Source organism: Streptomyces sp. AC512_CC834 (genome assembly GCF_019049325.1).
GTDB lineage: Bacteria > Actinomycetota > Actinomycetes > Streptomycetales > Streptomycetaceae > Streptomyces.
Genome location: NZ_JAGMUO010000113.1, coordinates 92,352 through 113,126, shown reverse-complemented (window position 1 = coordinate 113,126; position 20,775 = coordinate 92,352). Strand labels below are relative to the sequence as shown.

At 72.9% G+C, this 20,775-nt stretch carries 18 protein-coding genes; 12 read left to right on the top strand and 6 right to left on the bottom strand.

Annotated elements, in window-relative coordinates:
* Positions 1-116: 116 nt before the first annotated feature.
* The 3 genes from polA (at position 117) to KUM40_RS35495 (ending at position 5,500) form a co-directional block, all read left to right on the top strand.
* Positions 117-2,840, top strand: coding sequence for a DNA polymerase I (gene polA / locus KUM40_RS35505; protein ID WP_217170429.1), 2,724 nt, complete (start codon positions 117-119; stop codon positions 2,838-2,840).
* A gap of 189 nt (positions 2,841-3,029) precedes the next feature.
* The gene (locus tag KUM40_RS35500) at positions 3,030-3,377 is read left to right on the top strand and encodes a hypothetical protein (RefSeq protein WP_374227449.1); all 348 of its coding nucleotides are present in this window, start codon (positions 3,030-3,032) and stop codon (positions 3,375-3,377) included.
* Positions 3,378-3,676: 299 nt separating this feature from the next.
* Entirely contained in the window at positions 3,677-5,500 is a 1,824-nt protein-coding gene (locus KUM40_RS35495) for a lytic transglycosylase domain-containing protein (protein ID WP_217170427.1), read from the top strand.
* 46 nt (positions 5,501-5,546) lie between these two features.
* Here KUM40_RS35495 and hrpB read toward each other — a convergent pair whose 3' ends face one another.
* The gene (gene hrpB / locus KUM40_RS35490; protein WP_217170426.1) at positions 5,547-8,105 is read right to left on the bottom strand and encodes an ATP-dependent helicase HrpB; all 2,559 of its coding nucleotides are present in this window, start codon (positions 8,103-8,105) and stop codon (positions 5,547-5,549) included.
* Between the two features lie 84 nt (positions 8,106-8,189).
* Positions 8,190-9,137 (bottom strand): class I SAM-dependent methyltransferase, encoded by a 948-nt coding sequence (locus KUM40_RS35485; RefSeq protein WP_217170425.1) that lies wholly within the window; start codon positions 9,135-9,137, stop codon positions 8,190-8,192.
* Positions 9,138-9,410: 273 nt separating this feature from the next.
* On the opposite strand from KUM40_RS35485, the gene rpsA reads away from it, so the two are divergent.
* The 4 genes from rpsA (at position 9,411) to KUM40_RS35465 (ending at position 13,208) form a co-directional block, all read left to right on the top strand.
* Positions 9,411-10,934, top strand: coding sequence for a 30S ribosomal protein S1 (rpsA, locus tag KUM40_RS35480; RefSeq protein ID WP_217170424.1), 1,524 nt, complete (start codon positions 9,411-9,413; stop codon positions 10,932-10,934).
* 168 nt (positions 10,935-11,102) lie between these two features.
* A complete protein-coding gene (locus KUM40_RS35475; RefSeq protein WP_217170423.1) occupies positions 11,103-12,041 on the top strand; it encodes a PAC2 family protein in 939 nt (312 codons plus the stop codon).
* A gap of 134 nt (positions 12,042-12,175) precedes the next feature.
* Positions 12,176-12,778 (top strand): dephospho-CoA kinase, encoded by a 603-nt coding sequence (gene coaE, locus KUM40_RS35470; RefSeq protein WP_217170422.1) that lies wholly within the window; start codon positions 12,176-12,178, stop codon positions 12,776-12,778.
* Positions 12,779-12,827: 49 nt separating this feature from the next.
* Complete coding sequence (locus KUM40_RS35465) at positions 12,828-13,208, top strand: tetratricopeptide repeat protein (protein WP_217170421.1); 381 nt, start codon at positions 12,828-12,830, stop codon at positions 13,206-13,208.
* A gap of 11 nt (positions 13,209-13,219) precedes the next feature.
* On the opposite strand, the gene KUM40_RS35460 is transcribed toward KUM40_RS35465, so the two are convergent.
* A complete protein-coding gene (locus tag KUM40_RS35460) occupies positions 13,220-13,513 on the bottom strand; it encodes a DUF6343 family protein (RefSeq protein WP_217170420.1) in 294 nt (97 codons plus the stop codon).
* Positions 13,514-13,653: 140 nt separating this feature from the next.
* On the opposite strand from KUM40_RS35460, the gene KUM40_RS35455 reads away from it, so the two are divergent.
* Positions 13,654-14,352 (top strand): bifunctional 2-polyprenyl-6-hydroxyphenol methylase/3-demethylubiquinol 3-O-methyltransferase UbiG, encoded by a 699-nt coding sequence (locus KUM40_RS35455; RefSeq protein WP_217170419.1) that lies wholly within the window; start codon positions 13,654-13,656, stop codon positions 14,350-14,352.
* A 97-nt stretch (positions 14,353-14,449) separates the two neighbouring features.
* On the opposite strand, the gene KUM40_RS35450 is transcribed toward KUM40_RS35455, so the two are convergent.
* On the bottom strand, positions 14,450-14,992 hold the full coding sequence (locus KUM40_RS35450; protein WP_217170418.1) for an RNA-binding S4 domain-containing protein: 543 nt from the start codon (positions 14,990-14,992) through the stop codon (positions 14,450-14,452).
* A 112-nt stretch (positions 14,993-15,104) separates the two neighbouring features.
* Here KUM40_RS35450 and KUM40_RS35445 point away from each other — a divergent pair, with 112 nt between their 5' ends.
* Complete coding sequence (locus KUM40_RS35445) at positions 15,105-15,818, top strand: uracil-DNA glycosylase (RefSeq protein WP_217170417.1); 714 nt, start codon at positions 15,105-15,107, stop codon at positions 15,816-15,818.
* Positions 15,819-15,875: 57 nt separating this feature from the next.
* A complete protein-coding gene (pip, locus tag KUM40_RS35440; RefSeq protein WP_217170416.1) occupies positions 15,876-16,841 on the top strand; it encodes a prolyl aminopeptidase in 966 nt (321 codons plus the stop codon).
* 26 nt (positions 16,842-16,867) lie between these two features.
* Here pip and KUM40_RS35435 read toward each other — a convergent pair whose 3' ends face one another.
* Entirely contained in the window at positions 16,868-17,152 is a 285-nt protein-coding gene (locus KUM40_RS35435) for a hypothetical protein (RefSeq protein WP_217170415.1), read from the bottom strand.
* Positions 17,149-17,562: a RidA family protein gene (locus KUM40_RS35430; protein ID WP_217170414.1), complete on the bottom strand. Its 414-nt coding sequence runs from the start codon at positions 17,560-17,562 to the stop codon at positions 17,149-17,151. Before KUM40_RS35430 ends, KUM40_RS35435 begins: the two co-directional genes overlap by 4 nt.
* A 185-nt stretch (positions 17,563-17,747) precedes the next feature.
* Here KUM40_RS35430 and KUM40_RS35425 point away from each other — a divergent pair, with 185 nt between their 5' ends.
* Both KUM40_RS35425 and KUM40_RS35420 read left to right on the top strand, forming a co-directional pair.
* Positions 17,748-18,521 carry a nucleotidyltransferase domain-containing protein gene (locus KUM40_RS35425; protein ID WP_217170413.1) on the top strand — a complete coding sequence of 258 codons (774 nt, stop codon included), beginning with the start codon at positions 17,748-17,750 and terminating at the stop codon, positions 18,519-18,521.
* 342 nt (positions 18,522-18,863) lie between these two features.
* Positions 18,864-20,753, top strand: coding sequence for an FUSC family protein (locus KUM40_RS35420; RefSeq protein WP_217170412.1), 1,890 nt, complete (start codon positions 18,864-18,866; stop codon positions 20,751-20,753).
* Positions 20,754-20,775: the final 22 nt, after the last annotated feature.

Below are 20,775 nucleotides of genomic sequence, written 5' to 3'. Positions count from 1 at the left end.
CGGGCGGGGCGGAGATGGTGAGCAAAGCTTGCGGAACCTGCGGCGATGCCGCCGCGCGCCCGGCCCGGGAGGGCGAGGGGGGCCGACTGTCAGTGGCACGTGGCAGGATCGGGGTTGTGGCGAAGACAGCATCGAAGAAGACCGACAGCACCTCCGGCGCCCGACCGCGGCTGATGCTCATGGACGGGCATTCGCTGGCGTACCGCGCGTTCTTCGCGCTGCCCGCGGAGAACTTCACGACCGCGACCGGCCAGCCGACCAACGCGATCTACGGCTTCGCGTCGATGCTGGCCAACACCCTGCGTGACGAGGCGCCCACGCACTTCGCGGTGGCGTTCGACGTCTCCCGCAAGACCTGGCGGTCCCAGGAGTTCACCGAGTACAAGGCGAACCGCTCCAAGACTCCGGACGAGTTCAAGGGGCAGGTGGAGCTGATCGGCGAGCTGCTCGACTCCATGCACGTCCCCCGTTTCGCCGTCGAGGGTTTCGAGGCGGACGATGTCATCGCCACGCTCGCCACCGAGGCCGAGGCCGAGGGCTTCGACGTGCTGATCGTCACCGGTGACCGGGACTCCTTCCAGTTGGTCAGCGAGCACACCACGGTCCTGTATCCGACCAAGGGTGTCTCGGAGCTGACCCGTTTCACACCGGAGAAGGTCTTCGAGAAGTACGGGCTGACGCCCGCCCAGTACCCCGACTTCGCGGCGTTGCGCGGCGACCCGTCCGACAACCTGCCGGGCATCCCGGGCGTCGGCGAGAAGACGGCCGCGAAGTGGATCAACCAGTTCGGGTCGTTCGCCGACCTGGTCGAGCGTGTCGACGAGGTCAAGGGCAAGGCCGGGCAGAATCTGCGCGACCACCTGGAGTCCGTCCAGCTCAACCGCCGGCTCACCGAGCTGGAGCGGCGCGTCGAGCTGCCGAGGGCGGTCACCGACCTGGAGCGGACGGCGTACGACCGCAAGGGCGTCGCGGTGATCCTGGACACCCTGGAAATCCGCAACCCCTCCCTGCGCGAGCGGCTCTACGCCGTCGACCCGGGCGCCGAGGAGGCCGAGGTCACCCCGGTGGTGTCGGATGGCGTGGAGCTGGACGGCACCGTGCTCGGCACGGGTGAGCTGGCCGGCTGGCTCACCGAGCACGGGGCGCAGCCGCTCGGTGTGGCCACGGTCGACACCTGGGCGCTGGGCACCGGCTCGGTCGCCGAGGTCGCGCTCGCCGCGTCCGACGGGACGGCCGCCTGGTTCGACCCGACGGAGACCGACGAGGCCGACGAGACGGCGCTGCGGACCTGGCTCTTGGACCCGGACCGGCCGAAGGTCTTCCACAACGCCAAGGGCGCGATGCGCGTCTTCGCGGAGCACGGCTGGAGTGTCGCAGGCGTCGGCATGGACACCGCGCTCGCCGCCTACCTGGTCAAGCCGGGCCGTCGCTCCTTCGACCTGGACGCGCTGTCCCTGGAGTACCTGCACCGCGAGCTGGCCCCCGCCGCCGCGGCCGACGGGCAGCTCGCGTTCGGCGCGGACGAGGGTGCCGAGGCCGAGGTGCTGATGGTGCAGGCCCGCGCGATCCTCGACCTGGGCGAGGTCTTCGAGGGCCGTCTGACGGACGTCGGCGCCGCGGACCTGCTGCGCGACATGGAACTGCCCACGTCCGCGCTGCTCGCCCGCATGGAGCGGCACGGCATCGCGGCCGACCGGGCCCATCTGGAGGCCATGGAGCAGATGTTCGCGGGCGCCGTCCAGCAGGCGGTGAAGGAGGCGCACGCGGCGGCCGGACGCGAGTTCAACCTGGGCTCGCCCAAGCAGCTCCAGGAAGTCCTCTTCGGCGAGCTGAACCTCCCCAAGACCAAGAAGACCAAGACCGGCTTCACCACCGACGCCGACGCCCTGGCCTGGCTCGCGGCCCAGACGGACAACGAACTGCCGGTGATCATGCTCCGCCACCGCGAGCAGGCCAAGCTCCGCGTCACGGTGGAGGGCCTGATCAAGACGATCGCCGCGGACGGCCGCATCCACACCACGTTCAACCAGACGGTCGCCGCGACCGGCCGCCTCTCCTCCACGGACCCGAATCTGCAGAACATCCCGGTCCGCACCGACGAGGGCCGCGCGATCCGCCGCGGCTTCGTCGTCGGCGAGGGCTTCGAGTCCCTGATGACGGCCGACTACAGCCAGATCGAGCTGCGCGTGATGGCCCACCTCTCCGAGGACGCGGGCCTGACCGAGGCGTTCACCTCCGGCGAGGACCTGCACACCACCGCCGCCGCACAGGTCTTCTCCGTCGAGCAGTCCGCGGTCGACGCGGAGATGCGCCGCAAGATCAAGGCCATGTCCTACGGCCTGGCGTACGGCCTGTCGGCCTTCGGCCTGTCCCAGCAGCTCAACATCGAGGCGGCCGAGGCCCGCGGACTGATGGACGCCTACTTCGAGCGCTTCGGCGGCGTACGGGACTACCTGCGCCGGGTCGTCGAGGAGGCACGGGCCACGGGTTACACGGCGACGCTCTTCGGCCGCCGCCGCTACCTGCCCGACCTCAACAGCGACAACCGCCAGCGACGCGAGGCGGCCGAGCGCATGGCCCTGAACGCGCCGATCCAGGGCACGGCGGCCGACATCGTCAAGATCGCCATGCTCAACGTCGACAAGGCGCTGCGCGAGGCGGACCTCAAGTCCCGCATGCTGCTTCAGGTCCACGACGAAATCGTCCTGGAGATCGCCCCCGGCGAGCGCGCGGCCGCGGAGGAGCTCGTCCGCCGCGAAATGGCGAACGCGGTGCGGCTCAGCGTCCCCCTGGGCGTCTCGGTGGGCGCCGGCCGGGACTGGGAGTCGGCAGCGCACTAGCCTCGGCCGGTCGCCGGTGGTCGGCTGTGCGGGGACGGGCGTGGAACGGGCGGCGAGTGTCCCCGTCACTCCGGTGGCCCCCGCGGAAACGCCCGCGTCCCCGTCTCCCCCGAGGATGCGGGCATGGGTATACGCATGCTCCACCACCGGACGACACCGGCACGGGCAAGCACAGACGGACCCGCCCGCGTGCCACTCCTCCCGGTCCCGGTCTTCGCGCCGGGCGCAAGTACCGGCCGCATCCCCACCACCGTCGCGACGGTCCTCCGCCGCACCGCGACGGACCTCCGCCGCAGACTCGCCCATCGGGCCCCGGCGACCGCCGCCCCGCGCGAGACACCCGCGTGGCGCCTGTGGGCCGACCTGGCCCGCGGCTACCTCGCGCTGGCCCTCACCCTGCTGCCGCGGGCACGGCCCGCCCACACCTTCACCGTGTTCGTCGCGACCGCCGACACCCTCGGCGCGCGACCCGGCGGCCCGGTTCCGTACCGGCGCCGCACGGGCTGGTGGGGACCGGGGCCGGGCGCCACACCCTGACCCCCACGGCGTACCGGGGTGAACGGCAACAGAACTCCGCATATGGCCAACTGGTGAATATCGGGCACGAACGGGTGCCCGTGCAAAGCAAGTTGTCGTAGGGTCGCCTGCGGCACCGTACTGGTCGAACAGACGAACACCGTGCTCGGAAAGTTGTGGTGCAACCGTCGGCGCGAACCGATCGTCACAACAGGTCGAGCACAGCGCGCACAGCGGGCGCGACGGGCACGACGGGCGAGTACGGCAGCCGAAGACGTACGGAGAAGGACGCGCGAGCGTCCACGGGAGGGGTTCACTCTATGGCGGCGCATTTCGACAGGAGGCTCCGCAAGGCGGCGGTCACCACCACCGTGGCGGCGGTCGCGGTCGCGGCCCTGTCCGCGTCCCAGGCCCCCGACGTGACGGCCGACGGCAACGGCAGACAGACCACCGCCGACAACGCGCCGACGTCCGACACGCCCTCCGCGGACAGCGCCACCGGCAACTCGCCGTACTACACCGACCTGCCGCCGCTCGACAGCCCGAGCCCCGCCCCGACCACCGGCACCCCCTCCTCCCCGAGCTCGTCCGAGTCGGGCGTGCCCGCGACCGTCCTCGACGCCTACAAGAAGGCCGAGTCGGAGCTGCGCCAGTCCAAGCCCGGCTGCAATCTGCCGTGGCAACTGCTCGCCGCCATCGGCAAGGTGGAGTCGGGTCAGGCCCGCGGCGGCCGCGTCGACGCCGGCGGCACGACCATCGGCCGCATCATCGGCCCGCAGCTCGACGGCAACGGCTTCGCGCTCATCAAGGACACCGACAACGGCGTCTACGACGGCAACAGCAGCTACGACAACGCCGTCGGTCCCATGCAGTTCATCCCCTCCACCTGGGCGTGGGCGGGCCGCGACGGCAACGGCGACGGCAAGGAAGACCCGAACAACGTCTACGACGCCGCGCTCGCCGCCGGCCACTACCTGTGCCGCTACGGCTGGGACCTGTCCGACCAGGACGACCTCGAGAGCGCGATCCTCAGCTACAACAACTCGCAGGACTACCTGTACACGGTCCTGTCGTGGCTGGAGCACTACCGCAAGGGCACCCACGAGATCCCGGACGGCACCGGCAGCCTCCCGGTCGGCCGCAGCGACGACACGTTCGGCTCCGGCGCCGACCCCTCACCGGGCCGGACGGGCGCCGGCGGCACGACCCAGACCCCCGGCACGGCGTCGCCCAGCCCGAGTCCGGGCAAGCCGTCGGACCCGGGCAGCTCCACCAGCCCCGGCTCCCCGAGCACCAAGCCTCCGACGGACCCGGAGCCGGAACCGGATCCGGAGCCTCCGACGGAGACGCCCACTCCCACCGACACGGTCCACCACCTGGAGAACGCCGGCACCACCGGGTTCACCGCGATCGCGGGCGACACGTTCGCAAAGAAGATCAGCACCCGCGCCGAGACCAAGACCGGAGAGGCCGTCGGCAAGGTGCGCGTCCGCTTCACCGTCCTGGGCGACACGGACGCCACCTTCCCCGGCGGCGACAAGGTCGCCGTGGCGACCACCAACGCCTCCGGAGTGGCCGTCGCGCCCGCGCTGGTGGCGGGCGAGAAGACCGGTGAGTTCACCGTCCGGGCCACCGTGATCGGCCGTACCGTCGCGGGCCTCGACTACAAGGCCACCGTCACCGAGCGCGTCGCCGACGCCCTCACCCGCACCGGCGAGACCGACCTGACGTGCACGCCCGGTGGCACGTTCGCCGACCGGGTCGAGGTGAAGGCCACCCACAAGGGCGCCGCCGCGGACAAGGTCGCCGTCACCGCCACGCTCATCAAGTCGGATCTCGACCCGACCGAGAACGACAAGGGCCCCTACTTCAAGGACGCCGACAAAAAGGCCGTGCGTACGCTGACCGGCCTGAAGACCGACGCCAACGGCCGGCTGAAGCTGCCGGAGCTGTACGCCGACGACACCGAGGGCACGTACATCCTCCGTCTCACCACGGCGGGCGGCGCCGCGCTCGACGTCACCCTGACGGTGGCGGCCAAGACCGAACCGACACCGGACCCGTCCACCGACCCGTCCACCGAGCCGTCCGAGAGCCCTTCCTCCGAGCCGTCCACCGGGCCGTCGACCGAACCGGAGGCGTAGGCGCCGTCCCGCCCGGCGGGGCGCCCCATGCCCCGCCGGGCGGCCGTCACTTCCCGAGCCGCGCCTTCGTGTACCGCGTCGGCTCCGCCGTGGCCGGGTCCTCGGGCCACGGATGCTTCGGATACCGGCCGCGCAGCTCCGCCCGTACGCCGTTGTAGCCGTCCTTCCAGAACGAGGCCAGGTCGGCGGTGACCGCGGCGGGACGGCCGGCGGGGGAGAGCAGATGGACGAGGAGCGGCACCCCGGCGATCTCCGGGGACCGCTGGAGCCCGAACATCTCCTGCAACTTCACCGCGAGAACCGGCTGTTCCGGGTCGGCGTAGTCGATCCGGATCCTGGACCCACTGGGGACCGCGATCCGCTCGGGGGCCAGCTCGTCGAGCCGTGCCGCCTCCCCGGAGGCCCAGGGCAGCAGCCGCTTCAACGCCTCCCCGGCGTCGATCCGGCCCAGGTCGGCCCGCCGCCGGGCCCGGCTCAGCTCGGGCTCCAGCCATTCGTCCACGCGCGCGAGCAGCGCGTCGTCGCAAACGTCCGGCCAAGGCTCACCGAGATGCCGGCGCAAGAACGCCAGCCGCCCGCGCAGTACGTCCGCCTCGGCCGGCCGGCGCAGCAACCCGAGCCCCTCCCGCCGCAGCCCTTCCAGCAGTGCGCTCCGTACGAGAGCGGGGTCGGCTTTCGTCAGGGGCCGCACCGCCAGTTCCACGGCTCCGAGCCGTTCGACACGCCGGGCGACCACGTCACCGTCGGCCCAGTGCACCTCGTCCCGCTCCGTCAGCAGCGCCCCCGCCGCGAGCCGGGCCGTCCCCTCGTCGACGACCGCGCCGAGCTGCACACGCGCGTGCCCCTTGCCCACGGGGCGGTCGGCCACGGCGACGGCGATCCACGGTGCTCCGCGCATCGCCGACGCCTCCGGCAGTTCGGCGCGGGTGCCGGAGACCATCAGATACGAACCGCCGTCCTTCCTGGCCACGCGCTCGGGAAACGCCAGAGCGGCCACCAGCCCGGCAAGCGTGTCCTCGGTGGCCACCCCCGCCCGCCCGCCGCTCCCGCGCTCCACGGCGGCCCGCAGCCGCCGCACCTCGGTCCGCCACCGCGTCCCGTAGGCGTCCCGGCCCCGCCGGGCGGCCCGCAGCACGGACACCAGATCGTCCCCGTACTCCCGCGGCGCCTCCTCACTCAGCAGCCCCACCACCTCCGCCACCACCTCCGCCACCACGTCCGAGCCACGGCCGCCCCCGGAGTCGCCGGTCGTCGGTGACACGCCGGCGCCCAGTTCCTCCGCGTCCAGGAGTGCCCGGCCCAAGCGGGGGTGCAGGCCGAGGCGGGCCATGCGTACCCCGCGCTCGGTGGCCCGGCCGGCGGAGTCCACCGCGCCGACCGCCGTCAGCACCGACCGGGCGGCCGCCATCGCCCCTCCCGGCGGCGGATCGAGCAGCGCGAGACCGGACGCGTCCGGATCGCCCCAGCAGGCCGCCTGCAGCGCGAACGCCGTCAGGTCGGCCACCTTGATCTCCGGTGCCGGGAAGCGCGGCAGACGGGCGTCCTCCGCTTCCGCCCAGCAGCGGTACACCACCCCCGGCGCCTCACGCCCGGCGCGGCCCGCCCGCTGCCCCGCCGAGGCCCGCGAGGCCCGTACGGTCGTCAGCGCGCTCAGCCCGCGCGCGTGGTCCACCCGCGGCTCCCGCGCCAGCCCCGCGTCCACGACCACCCGCACGCCCGGAACGGTCAGCGACGACTCGGCCACCGAGGTCGCCAGCATCACCCGGCGCCGAGTCCCCGGCGCCAGCACCGCGTCCTGCACGGCCGCCGGCGCCCGCCCGTGCACCTGGAGCACGTCCACGTCCGCGCGAGCGCCCAACTGCCCGGCGACGCGGGAGATCTCCCCGACCCCGGGCAGGAAACACAGCACGTCCCCGTCCCGCTCGGTCAGTGCCCGCCGCACCACCGACGCCACGTGCGAGAGCAGCGCCGGATCCACCCGCATCCCGTGCGGCGGCCGCACCGGACGCCCCGGTGGCGCCCACACGACCTCCACGGGGTACGACACGCCCCGCGCCTCGACGACCGGCGCCCCGCCCAGCAGCCGGGCCCAGCCCTCCGCGTCGGTCGTGGCCGACGCGGCCACCAGCCGCAGCTCCGGCCGCAGGGCCTGCCGCACGTCCCAGAGGAACGCCGCCGTCGTGTCCGCGTCCAGATGACGCTCGTGGCACTCGTCGAGCACCACCACGTCGACGCCCGTCAGCTCCTGGTCCCGCTGGAGCCGCTGCAACAGCACACCCGTCGTGACGACCTCCACGCGCGCGTGGCGCCCGACGACCCGCTCGCCGCGCACGGTGTACCCGACACTCGCGCCGGGCTTCTCGCCCAGCAGCCACGCCATGCGCCGGGCCGCCGCCCGCGCCGCGATCCGCCGCGGCTCGGCCACCACCACGCGCCGCGCGGGACCCTCACCCAGCAGCCCGGCCAGCGCGAGCGGCACCAGCGTCGTCTTGCCGGTGCCGGGCGGCGCGACCAGCACCGCAGTGCCGTGCCCCTCCAGGGCGTCGTGCAGCGCGGGCAGGGCACCGCGTACGGGCAGCGCGTCCAGGGCGTCGTAACGGATCACGCCCCCAGTGTCGTACGCCGGGGAAACGGCCTCGCACGCGCGCGTGCACCCGTACCGCGGGTGCGGGGATGGCTGGGGATGGCTTCAGTCGCGCTCGCACACGAAGATCGCCGTTCCCGGGATCAGCCGCCCGCGCAGCGGCGACCAGCCGCCCCACTCGGAGGTGTTCCAGTCCGGCCACTCCGGCTCGACGAGGTCCACCAGCCGGAACCCCGACGTCGCCACGTCCCGCACCCGGTCACCGAGCGTCCTGTGGTGCTCGACGTAGACCGCGTGGCCGTCGTCGTCCTGCTCGACGTAGGGCGTGCGGTCGAAGTAGGAAGCGGTCGCCGACAGTCCCTCGGGGCCCGGCTCGTCCGGGAAGGCCCAGCGCAGCGGGTGCGTGACCGAGAAGACGAAGCGGCCGCCGGGCCGCAGCACCCGGCGCACCTCCCGCAGCACCAGCCGCGGGTCGGCCACGAAGGGCAGCGCCCCGTACGCCGAGCACGCCAGGTCGAACGAACCGTCCGCGAAGGGCAGCACCGTCGCGTCGGCGCAGACCAGCGGGAACGAGCCGCCGATGCGCAGGGCGTGCTGGAGCTGGCGGTGGGAGAGGTCCAGGGCGACCGGCCGGGCACCCTGGGCGGTCAGCCAGCGCGAGCACTGGGCCGCGCCGGCCCCGATCTCCAGGACGTCCCTGCCCTTCAGGTCCTCCGGCGGACCGAGCAGCTCGGCCTCCACCTCGTCCAGGCCCTCGGGACACCACACGAAGCGGTCGTCGCCGAGGAAGGTGCCGTGATCGGTCTGGTACTCGTCCGCGTTCCGGTCCCACCAGCCGCGGTTGGCGCGGGAACTCTCCGTGACACCGGCGGCACGCCGGGTGGCCTCGGGTTCGGCCCCTTCGGCCCCGGATGCGGCCCCGGATGCGGCCTCGGACGTTACGGGCTCTTGGATGACCGGCTCCCTCGTACTAGTCTGCGGGCTCTTCCGTGCCGCCTGCCCCGTGTCACGTACGGGGTGTCCGGTGGGCCACGTGGCCTCGGGAGACGGCATTTGTGCCGGGTATGCGACGATCTGCCCCGGGTGTGCGGCTTCGCGCATTGACCCTGCCCGGCTGCCCCCGTATGCTACAAGTTGCGCTGCGGGCCTGCGCACCTCAGACGTAGCAGGTCGCGCTCGCATCTGTTGTATGTCCCCTCGGTTCTCGAGGTGTCACCCCTGGTTTCGGTGACGCTTCCTAAGCTGTCCGGCTTCTTCAGAGCGAAACGGGCTCCCGGCGTAAGCAGTACCTACGACTTCAATGTCCGTACCGGAGCCCTTTCCCACATGACGAGCAGCACCGAGACCACCGCCACCACCCCGCAGGTTGCGGTCAACGACATCGGTAACGAGGAAGCCTTCCTCGCCGCGATCGACGAGACGATCAAGTACTTCAACGACGGCGACATCGTCGACGGCGTCATCGTGAAGGTCGACCGGGACGAGGTCCTGCTCGACATCGGTTACAAGACCGAAGGTGTCATCCCGAGCCGCGAACTCTCGATCAAGCACGACGTCGACCCCAATGAGGTCGTCGCCGTCGGTGACGAGATCGAGGCCCTTGTTCTCCAGAAGGAGGACAAGGAAGGCCGCCTGATCCTCTCGAAGAAGCGCGCCCAGTACGAGCGAGCCTGGGGCACCATCGAGAAGATCAAGGAAGAGGACGGCATCGTCACCGGTACCGTCATCGAGGTCGTCAAGGGTGGTCTCATCCTCGACATCGGCCTCCGTGGCTTCCTCCCGGCCTCCCTGGTCGAGATGCGCCGCGTTCGCGACCTCCAGCCCTACGTGGGCAAGGAGCTCGAGGCGAAGATCATCGAGCTGGACAAGAACCGCAACAACGTGGTCCTGTCCCGCCGTGCCTGGCTGGAGCAGACCCAGTCCGAGGTCCGCCAGACGTTCCTCACCACCCTCCAGAAGGGTCAGGTCCGTTCCGGCGTCGTCTCCTCGATCGTCAACTTCGGTGCCTTCGTGGACCTGGGTGGCGTCGACGGTCTGGTCCACGTCTCCGAGCTGTCCTGGAAGCACATCGACCACCCCTCCGAGGTTGTCGAGGTCGGCCAGGAGGTCACCGTCGAGGTTCTCGACGTGGACATGGACCGCGAGCGTGTCTCCCTGTCGCTGAAGGCGACCCAGGAAGACCCGTGGCAGCAGTTCGCCCGGACCCACCAGATCGGCCAGGTCGTGCCCGGCAAGGTCACGAAGCTGGTGCCGTTCGGTGCGTTCGTCCGCGTGGACGAGGGCATCGAGGGTCTGGTCCACATCTCCGAGCTGGCCGAGCGCCACGTGGAGATCCCGGAGCAGGTCGTCCAGGTCAACGACGAGATCTTCGTCAAGGTCATCGACATCGACCTCGAGCGCCGCCGCATCAGCCTCTCGCTGAAGCAGGCCAACGAGGCCTTCGGTGCCGACCCGTCTGTGGTCGAGTTCGACCCGACCCTGTACGGCATGGCCGCGTCCTACGACGACCAGGGCAACTACATCTACCCCGAGGGCTTCGACCCCGAGACCAACGACTGGCTCGAGGGCTACGAGACCCAGCGCGAGGTGTGGGAGACCCAGTACGCCGAGGCGCAGACCCGCTTCGAGCAGCACCAGGCTCAGGTCATCAAGTCCCGCGAGGCGGACGAGAAGGCCGCTGCCGAGGGTGTCGACACCGCGGGTGCGGCTCCGGCCGCGTCCAGCAGCGGTGGCGGCAGTGGCGGCGGCGGAGGCTCGTACTCCTCCGAGGGCGGCGACAACTCCGGCGCCCTGGCGTCGGACGAGGCGCTGGCCGCGCTGCGCGAGAAGCTGGCCGGCGGCCAGAGCTGAACCCCGGCCGCTGAGGCATAGCGGTTGACCGTGACTGAGGGGCCGTACCTTTCGAGGTGCGGCCCCTCAGCGTTTTCCGGTCGGTGTTTTCCGGTCGGCGTTCTCCGGGGAATGCCCCACCCCGTAAGGGCGTTATGACGTACGAACACGAGGAGGGGAGCGGTCACTGTGCTTGATCCACAGGATTTGTACGCATGGGAGCCGAAGGGCCTGGCCGTCGTCGACATGGCACTCGCCCAGGAGTCGGCCGGACTGGTCATGCTGTACCACTTCGACGGATACATCGACGCCGGCGATACCGGCGACCAGATCGTCGACCAGGTGCTCGACTCGCTGCCCCACCAGGTCGTCGCCCGCTTCGACCACGACCGGCTCGTCGACTACCGGGCGCGTCGGCCGCTGCTGACCTTCAAGCGGGACACCTGGACGGACTACGAGGAGCCCACCATTGAGGTGCGGCTCGTCCAGGACGCCACCGGGGCACCGTTCCTGCTGCTGTCGGGCCCCGAGCCGGACGTCGAGTGGGAGCGTTTCGCCGCCGCCGTCGAGCAGATCGTGGAGCGGCTGGGCGTCCGCCTGGCGGTGAGCTTCCACGGCATCCCCATGGGTGTTCCGCACACCCGCCCCGTCGGCATCACTCCGCACGGCAGCCGCACCGACCTCGTACCGGGCCGAGGCAGCCCCTTCGAGGAGGCGCAGGTCCCCGGCAGCGCGGAGGCGCTGGTCGAGTACCGGCTGATGCAGGCCGGCCACGACGCGCTCGGCGTCGCCGCGCACGTCCCGCACTACATCGCCCGCTCCCCGTACCCGGACGCGGCGCTGACCGTCCTGGAGGCGATCACCGCGGCGACCGGTCTGGTGCTGCCGGGCATCGCGCACTCCCTGCGCACGGACGCCCACCGCACCCAGACGGAGATCGACCGGCAGATCCAGGAGGGCGACGAGGAACTCACCGCCCTCATCCAGGGCCTTGAGCACCAGTACGACGCGGCCGCGGGCGCCGAGACCCGGGGCAACATGCTCGCCGAGCCCGTCGAGATCCCCTCGGCGGACGAGATCGGCCGCGAGTTCGAACGGTTCCTGGCCGAGCGGGAGGGCGAGGGCTGATCCGGTAGCCTGGCGGACGGCCGTGACCCCACCCGTCCCCGCCGTGCGGGGGTGATCCGGTGGGCCTGACCGGCGGTGTCGGAGTCGGCAAGTCGTCCCCGCCGTAGCGGGAGTGTTGAGGTGGAGGCGCGGTCATGCTGTCCGTGGGCCTGACCGGCGGGATCGGCGTCGGCAAGAGCGAGGTGTCGCGGCTGCTCGTCGAGCACGGCGCCGTACTGATCGACGCGGACCGGATCGCACGCGAGGTCGTCGCGCCGGGCACGTCCGGGCTCGCCGCGGTCGTCGAGTCCTTCGGCGAGGAGGTCCTCGCCGAGGACGGCGGCCTGGACCGGCCGAAACTGGGCTCGATCGTGTTCGCAGACCCGGAGAAGCTGGCCGTCCTGAACTCGATCGTGCACCCCCTGGTCGGCGAGCGCTCCCGAGCCCTCGAGGAGGCCGCCGCCGAGGACGCCGTCGTCGTCCACGACGTTCCCCTGCTCACGGAGAACGGCCTGGCGCCGCTGTACGACCTCGTGGTCGTCGTGGACGCCGACCCCGCCACCCAGCTCGACCGGCTGGTCCGGCTGCGCGGCATGACCGAGCAGGACGCGCGCGCCCGCATGGCCGCCCAGGCGACGCGAGAGCAGCGCCGGGAGATCGCGGACGTGATCGTCGACAACGACGTGCCGCTGGCGGAACTGCGGCGCCGGGTGGAAGAGGTCTGGGTCGAACTGGTGCGCAGAGCGCACACGGAATAGCGGCCCCCGCGCGGGCGTTGATCCCTTCCAGTGAGGGAAGGACTCTGCCGTGCCCGAGACCAGCGGATCGACCGGACGTACTCCGGAGACGGATGTCATCGACTTCCGTGCCGCCGAGCATCTGCTCGCGGCGCGGGACCCGCGGGGCGCGGTGAAGCTGCTCGACGCGGTCATCGGCGCGCATCCGGAGAGCACCGCCGCGCGGCTCCTGCGCGCGCGTGCCTTCTTCGCGGCGGCGCAACTGCGACCGGCCGAGCTGGAGTTCACCATCGTCCTGGAGCGTGAGCCGGACAACGCCTTCGCCCACTTCGCGCTCGCCCGCACCTACGAGCGCCGGGGCTGTCCCGACCAGGCGCGGCGCCACTTCCGGCTGGCGGCGGCTCTGGACCCGAAACCGGAGTATCTGCAGCAGGCGCGGTTCGACTCCTGACGGCCGGCGCTTCAGAGCTGTCGGTGCCCCGGGTGCCCCGGGCGCGTTGGGCCCCTCGGGGGCAGGTACGGCGGGATGTCCCGGCCGGGCTGGTAGTGCGGGCCCTGACGGAGGTGCCGGAGGATCACGGTCAGGTCGACCGTGACGACGAGCCACAGCACTCCGCAGGCGAGCGCCCACCCGAACCGCCCGGTGAGCGCGAAGGCGGCCGTGCCGAAGACCGCCCAGACCAGCCCCCACAGGCTCAGCCAGAACCGCGCTCGCAGCGCACTGCGCGCGGTTGCCGGTTCACTGCCCGTACGCATCGCTTCACCACTCCTCCTACGAACGTACTCCGGCAGCCCGTGCCGGAAAACCAGGAACCTCGCGACCGGGCGCGTTCACTCGGTCGGGTGAACCCCTATCGAGTGGGAACGGGTGTGCGGGGGCGGGCCGTTGGACTGGCATGGAGCTGAAAATGCGAGAGGGCCACCAGGGGACGGGGCCCGGAGCCATCACCCCGGACGGCTGTGCGGTCGAGCTGTATTCGCGGCTGCCCGCCGGAGCCGAGCCGGACATCGTCGCCGCCGCCGCGCCCGGGGGCGCGCGGATCCTGGAGCTGGGCTGTGGGGTGGGGCGCATGACCCACCCACTGCTGGAGCGGGGGTTCACCGTCACCGCGGTGGACGAGTCCGCCGAGATGCTGGAGCACGTGCGCGGGGCACGGACCATATGCGGCCCGATCGAGGACCTCGACCTCGGCGAGAGCTTCGACGTCGTGATGCTGGCGTCGTTCCTCGTGCACGCCGGGGACGACGAGGTGAGACGGGGGCTGCTGCGCACCTGCGCCCGGCATGTCGCGGAGGACGGCTTGGTACTGATCCAGCGGGAGGGGGCGGGCTACCACACGAACCTGCCGCGTGAGCGGGTGGACCCCAGCGGCTTCACCGTCCGGATCGTGTCGGCGGAGCCGGTGGGCGACGGCGTCAACGCGGTCCGCGCGGAGTACGAGTTCCCGGACGCGGTCTGGACGCAGACCTTCCGCGCCCGGCCACTGACCAGGGAACAGTTCGAGGAGGCGCTGGGGGAGGCGGGACTCGCGGTGGACCGGTATCTCACCGACGACGGGACGTGGGTGGGGGCGGTTCCCGTGCGAGGGAGGTAGCAGTCCGGTGGCGAGGCCCGGGGCAGCCCCACGGGAGCGGCCCCACGGGAGCGGCCCGACGGGAGCGGCCCGACGGGAATGGCCCGACGGGGCGAGGTCAGGGCCTGGTCTCGGCGTCTCTCCGGGCGCTGCTCAGGCCGTCCAGGTTGCGCAGCCGATCCATCTCGCGGCGGTCGCGCTTGGTCGGGCGGCCGGCGCCGCGGTCGCGGATGCCGGCCGGGGCGACGGCCTCGCGGGGCGGGGGCGGCGGGGAGTTGTCGAGGTAGCACTGGGCGGCGACCGGGGCACCGACCCGCTTGCGGATCAGCCGCTTCACGACGACGACGCGTTCCCGGCCCTCTTGCCGCAGCCGCACCTCGTCGCCGACACGCAGGGAGTACGCGGGCTTCACCCGCTCGCCGTTCACCCGGACATGGCCGCCGCGGCAGGCGGTCGAGCCCAGGGAGCGGGTCTTGATGAGGCGCACGGCCCAGATCCAGCTATCCACCCGGACGCTCTCGCCGTTCTGCGGCCCGGCCGCCTCGGCGGCGGCGATCGCGGCAGTGGTCTTGGGGTCCGGTGTCCGGGCGGCGGCGGCAGCGGCGCCGTCCCGCGGGGCGGCCACCCCGTCGCTCCTGCCTTCGTCATGCTCGGAAGCCATGCTTCGACCTTAACCGTCCCGCCGAGCGAGAGGAGCCGCATTTTCCGCGGAACCGTCCGGGCCTCGGGTACGGGAGCCGTCGCGCACCCGGAGAGGGGCCTACGGTGGAGACATGGACACCGGCGGCCTCTCCGTGCTCGACCAGCGGCTCGTGGGGTGCCGGGCCTGTCCGAGGCTGGTCGACTGGCGGGAGGAGGTGGCCCGTACCAAGCGGGCGGCCTTCGCCGACTGGACGTACTGGGGTCGGCCGGTGCCGGGCTTCGGGCCGCCGGACGCGCGGCTGCTGATCGTCGGGCTGGCCCCCGCGGCCCACGGCGGCAACCGCACCGGCCGGATGTTCACCGGCGACCGCTCCGGAGACGTGCTGTACCAGGCGTTGTACGACGTGGGTCTCGCCTCGCAGCCCACGGCGGTCTCCGCCGACGACGGCCTGGAACTGTACGGCGTGCGCGTCACCTCGCCGGTGCACTGTGCCCCGCCCGCCAACAAGCCCACCCCCACCGAACGCGACACCTGCCGTTCCTGGCTCGTCCAGGAGCTGGGGCTGCTGCGGCCGACGCTGCGGGCGGTGGTCGTACTCGGCGCCTTCGGGTGGCAGGCCGCGTTGCCCGCGTTCGCCGGGGCCGGCTGGACCGTGCCCCGCCCGCGCCCCGCCTTCGCGCACGGCGGGCAGATCACGCTGGACGCCGCCGACGCTCCCGGCCTGCGTCTCTTCGGCTGCTTCCACGTCAGCCAGCGCAACACGTTCACCGGACGGCTCACTCCCGGGATGCTCCGGGACGTGCTGCGCACGGCGGCGGAGACGGCGGGGCTGCCCGTCGGGTGAGTGGCCCGCCCGGCAAAGGAGGTGAGCGACCCGGGCCACCGCGGATACGGTGCTCCGATGGGCCTGTATCCGGAGATCGAACCGTACGACCACGGCATGCTCGACGTCGGCGACGGCAACCACGTCTACTGGGAGACCAGCGGCAACCCGCACGGCAAGCCCGCGCTGGTGCTGCACGGCGGACCGGGATCCCGCACAAGTCCGGGCCACCGACGGTACTTCGACCCGGCGGCCTACCGGATCGTGCTCGTCGACCAGCGCGGCGCCGGACGGTCGCTGCCCCGCGCGAGCGCCTACGGCACGGACATGAGCGTCAACACGACCCGTCACCTCATGGCGGACCTGGAGCGGCTGCGCGCCCACCTGGGCATCGAACGGTGGCTGGTGTGGGGTGTGTCGTGGGGATCGGTCCTGGGCCTGCGGTACGCGCAGACGCACCCCGGGGTGGTGTCCGAGCTGGTACTGACCGGCGTCGCGACCGGCTCCAACGCCGAGGTGGCTCTTATGACCCGGGGCTTGGGAAAGATCTTCCCGGAGGCACACGAGCGGTTCCTCACCGAGCTGCCCCCGGACGAACGCGACGGCAATGTGGCCGCCGCGTACAACCGGCTGCTGGAGTCACCGGACGCGGCGGTGCGCGAACGGGCCGCGCGCGCCTGGACCGACTGGGAGACGGCCACGATCCCGGCGCCGCCCCGCTCGGTCGCCCGCTTCGAGGACCCGGACTTCCGCATGGGCTTCGTCCGTACCGCCACCCACTACTGGGGCAACGATCACTTCCTCGGTGACGGCAACGACGAGGGCGTGGTCCTGCGGGACGCACCCCTGCTGAAGGGCATTCCCGGCACCCTGGTCCAGGGGAGCCTCGACTTCGGCAACCTCCTCGGCATCGTCTGGCGGCTCCATCACGCTTGGCCGGACAGTGAGCTGGTGATCGTGGACGAGGCCGGACACGACGCCGGGGCGACCGGGGACGAGGCCCTGCTGGCGGCGACGGACAGCTACGCGCGCGGCGACGCCTGACGCCCGCTCACCCAAGGAGCGAAGCACTACTGGGGCCGCCACACGTAGCGCACATCCGGCTCCCGCTCCTCGTTGCGGGCGCCGTCCGACCACTCCACGGCCGTGAAACCGTGCCGGGGCACCAGCACGTGCCGGAAGTACTCCCGGACCTCCGCGTCGGTGCGGGGCCGGGCCACGGTCGGCAGTGCGACGGCGAAGGAGCGCAGCCAGACGTCGGCGCCCGCACGCGCGTCGGCGCCGGAGGCGCGCCGCAGGACGACCGCCTCGCCGCCCGCCGCGGCGACTGCCTCGACGCCCGCCTCCCGTCTCACGGACGGCTCTCGTCCGGCACGACCGCGGTCGCCGTGATCTCCACCAGTTGCCCCGGATAGCCGAGGCAGCTCACCCCGAGCAGCGTCGAGGAGTGCGGACCTGCACTGAGGCCCGAGGCCTCGACGACGTCCCAGACGGCGGACAGCGCGGCCGTCTCGGTGCTCACGACGTACACGTCGGTCGACAGCACGTGCTCCAGGCCGCTCCCGACGGCACGCAACTGCTCGGTGAGGTTCGCGATCACCTGCTCGGCCTGCCGGACGTGGTCGCCCTCACCGACCAGCTTCCCCTCCGCGTCCAGCGGTACGGACCCGGCCAGGAAGGCGAGCCTCGTCCCGGCCTCGACGACGGAGGCGTGGGAGTAGGTGGGCGGCGGGAACAGACCGGGCACGGTGACGCGCTGAATCACGAGGGCTCCTTGAAGACGGACGGACAACCCCCCGATCGTCCGTTCTCCGCCCGCCCGGCGCACCCGAATTTCCCTCGCGACCCGCACCCCCGGCCGCCTAGGCTTCCGGGGGCGCGGGGCGTCCCCGTCGCCTCCCCGCCCGCTCTCACTCCCCGTCCCGCCCTCATCGTCAGGAGCCCGCAGCAGTGCCCACCCGCACGGACCAGGCCTTCCTCGACACGACCGCCACCCGGCTCGCCGCCCTGCCCACCGTCCGGGCGGTCACCCTCGGCGGCTCCCGGGCCCAGGGCACCCACGGACCGGACAGCGACTGGGACCTGGCGGTCTACTACCGGGGCGCCTTCGACCCGGAAGACCTGCGCGCCCTCGGCTGGGCGGGGGAGGTCTCGGAGATCGGCGCGTGGGGCGGCGGGGTCTTCAACGGGGGCGCCTGGCTGACGATCGACGAGCGCCGGGTCGACGTGCACTACCGCGACCTCGACGTCGTCGAGCACGAGGTGACGGAGGCGGAGGCCGGCCGCTTCGGCGTCGAGCCGCTGATGTTCCACCTGGCGGGCATCCCGACGTATCTTCTCGTCGCGGAACTGGCCATCAACGAGGTGCTGCGCGGCGAACTGCCCCGCCCCGCCCACCCGCAGGCCCTGCGCGCGACCGCTCCGGAACGCTGGTACGGCGCGGCCACGGCCACCCTCGCCTACGCCAAGGCGGGCCACGCACCCAGGGGCGCCCTCACCCAGGTCGCCGGCGCGATCGCCCTCGCCGCGACCCAGACGGCACACGCGGTGCTGGCGGCCCGCGGGGAGTGGGTCACCAACGAGAAGGGGCTGGTCCGGCGGGCCGGGCTGCGCGCGGTCGACGCATTGGTGGCGGGCCTGACGCCGGATACGGAGAGCCTGGCACGGGCGATCGGGGACTGTGAGACGCTGCTCGGCCGAGCCGTACATGGCGTCCCGCAGTGAGGCGGTTGCGGTGCGCGGACAAGCGGTGAAGTCCGCCCGCTCGTTCGTGTTGATCCAGTTGATCCAGTTGATCCACGGGTCGAGGTCGGGCTTGACGAGGAAAACGAGCGTGGCGATCTGAGCCACCGGTCCGGCCCTGGCACCCGCCCCAGGGCCCGCATCGTGGCAGAGCCGACATCCGACGCCGGCCGCTCCTCCCGCGGACCGTCACCTCCGCGAAACACGCACGTTCCCGCTCGCCCCGGTGGCTCCCCTATCGTTGAAACCACGCACCCAAGCCCGGCCACCGTCGTCCGAAGGCTCGCCCCCGCCCTCGACCGGACGACAGGAGCCCCGCACCCCGTGTTCCGTACCGCTCGCCGCGCCGCCCAAGCGCTTCCGCCCTGGCTCGCGCACCCCCTGAGCGCCCAGCGCGGTCCCGTGCCCTGGAGCGCGGTGACGCGGGGTGCGCTGGCCGGCGGACCGCTGCTGCTCGCCGCCCTGCTCGCCGACCGGGCCTCCCTGGGAGTCGTCGCCGCCGTCGCCGCCATGCTGGCCGGCATCAACGACCGGCCGGGCAGCCGGCGTACCTCCGTGCGACGGATCGGCGTCCCCGCGCTCGCGGGAGCGGCCGGGCTGCTCGTCGGGACGTACGCCGGGCAGCACCTGGGAGCCGTCGCGCTGACCCTGGTGCTGACCGGGCTCGGGCTGGTCGCCGGAGGTGTCAGTGCGGTCGGGCCGGTGGCGTCCGCGACCGGGACGCAGTTGCTGGTCGGAGGTGCCGTGGGCGCGGGGATGCCGCTGCCCGACCCCGGGTGGCAGAGCATGCTGGCCTTTCTCGCCGGTGCCGGATGGCTGCTCGCGCTGCGGCTGGTCCTGCCCACTCCCGGTTCCCTCAGCGGCGAACTGCGGCTCGATCTCCGTCTCGACTACCGCTTCGACGGGGAGCGGGCGGCCGTCGCCGACGTTTACGAGGCCGTCGCCACGCTCCTCGACGCGGTCGGCACGGAGCACGCCGTGGCCCGCCGGGCCGCGCTCACCGCCGCGCTCGACCACGCGCAGGACGCGCTCGCCGGACCCCGGCTGCGGCGCCGTGCCTCCACCGCGGCCGAACGGCGGCTGCACGCCCAGTACGCCGCGGCACTGCCCCTGGGCGAGGCGGCGACCGCGCTCGCCTGGGCGGGGCAGGCCGTGCCCGCCCGAGCCGCCGAAGGACCCCGGCGGCTTGCGGCGGCCGTCCGCGGCAACGCCCCCGCCGGCCCGCTGCCCGCGCCCAGCCGCACCGAACCCGCCCTGCGCGCCCTGGACGACGCCCTGCTGCACGCCGCCGAGGCCTTCGACCGGGGCGGCGGACAGGACCTGCACACCCGCAGGCGGTCGCCCCGCACCCTGGCCCGCGCCGTCCTCGGGGCCGGCGGGAGGGAGTACGGGATGCGGGTCGGGCTGTGCTTCGGGGCGAGCGCCGCCGTCGCCCAGGCGCTGCACCACGGCCAGTGGCACGGGTCGCACCAGCACTGGTACTGGCTGCCCGCCACCGCCGTCTTCCTCGTCAAGCCCGACCTCGGCCCGCTCGTGTCCCGGGTGCTGTGCCGGGCGGCGGGGACCGTCCTCGGGGCGCTGCTGTTCGCCGGGTTCGCGGCCGTGCTGCCCCGGCCCGGGGGACTTGTCGCGCTCATCGCGGTCTGCGGGGCCCTGGTGCCGGTCGCCGCCCGGCACTTCGCCGCCCAGACCACCGTCGTCACCGTCCTCGTCCTCGCCCTGGTCATGGTGGGCGGCGAACCCCAGGCCTCCGCCGGCCGCATCGGGGAGACGCTGCTGGCCTGCGCGATCGTGCTGGTCGTCGGGCACCTGCCGATGCCGGGGCGGCGGGGTGCCGGCATCCGGGCCGGCATCGACGCCGCCGACTCCGCCGCGCACGCCTACCTCGCGCACGTACTGAGCGAGTCCGACGACCGGACCGCCCGGTGGACGCTGCGCCGTGAGGCCTACCGCACGCTCGCTCAGGCCCGTGCCGCCGGCTCCCGGGCCGCCGCCGAACTGCCCGCCCTCGCCCGGCACTCCGCGGGCTCGGACGAGGTCGCCGCGGTCCTCGAACGGCTCGTCGACACCATCACCGCCTGCGCCGTGCACCTCGACGACACCGGCCGGCTCACCCCGCGCCACACCGAACGGCTCGCCGCCCTGCGGGACGAACTCGCCGAGCGCCGCGGACGCGTGGGCCGGCACGGCCCCGAACTGCCGCTCGCGGGGTGAGCGTCCGCGCCGGACCGGGTGC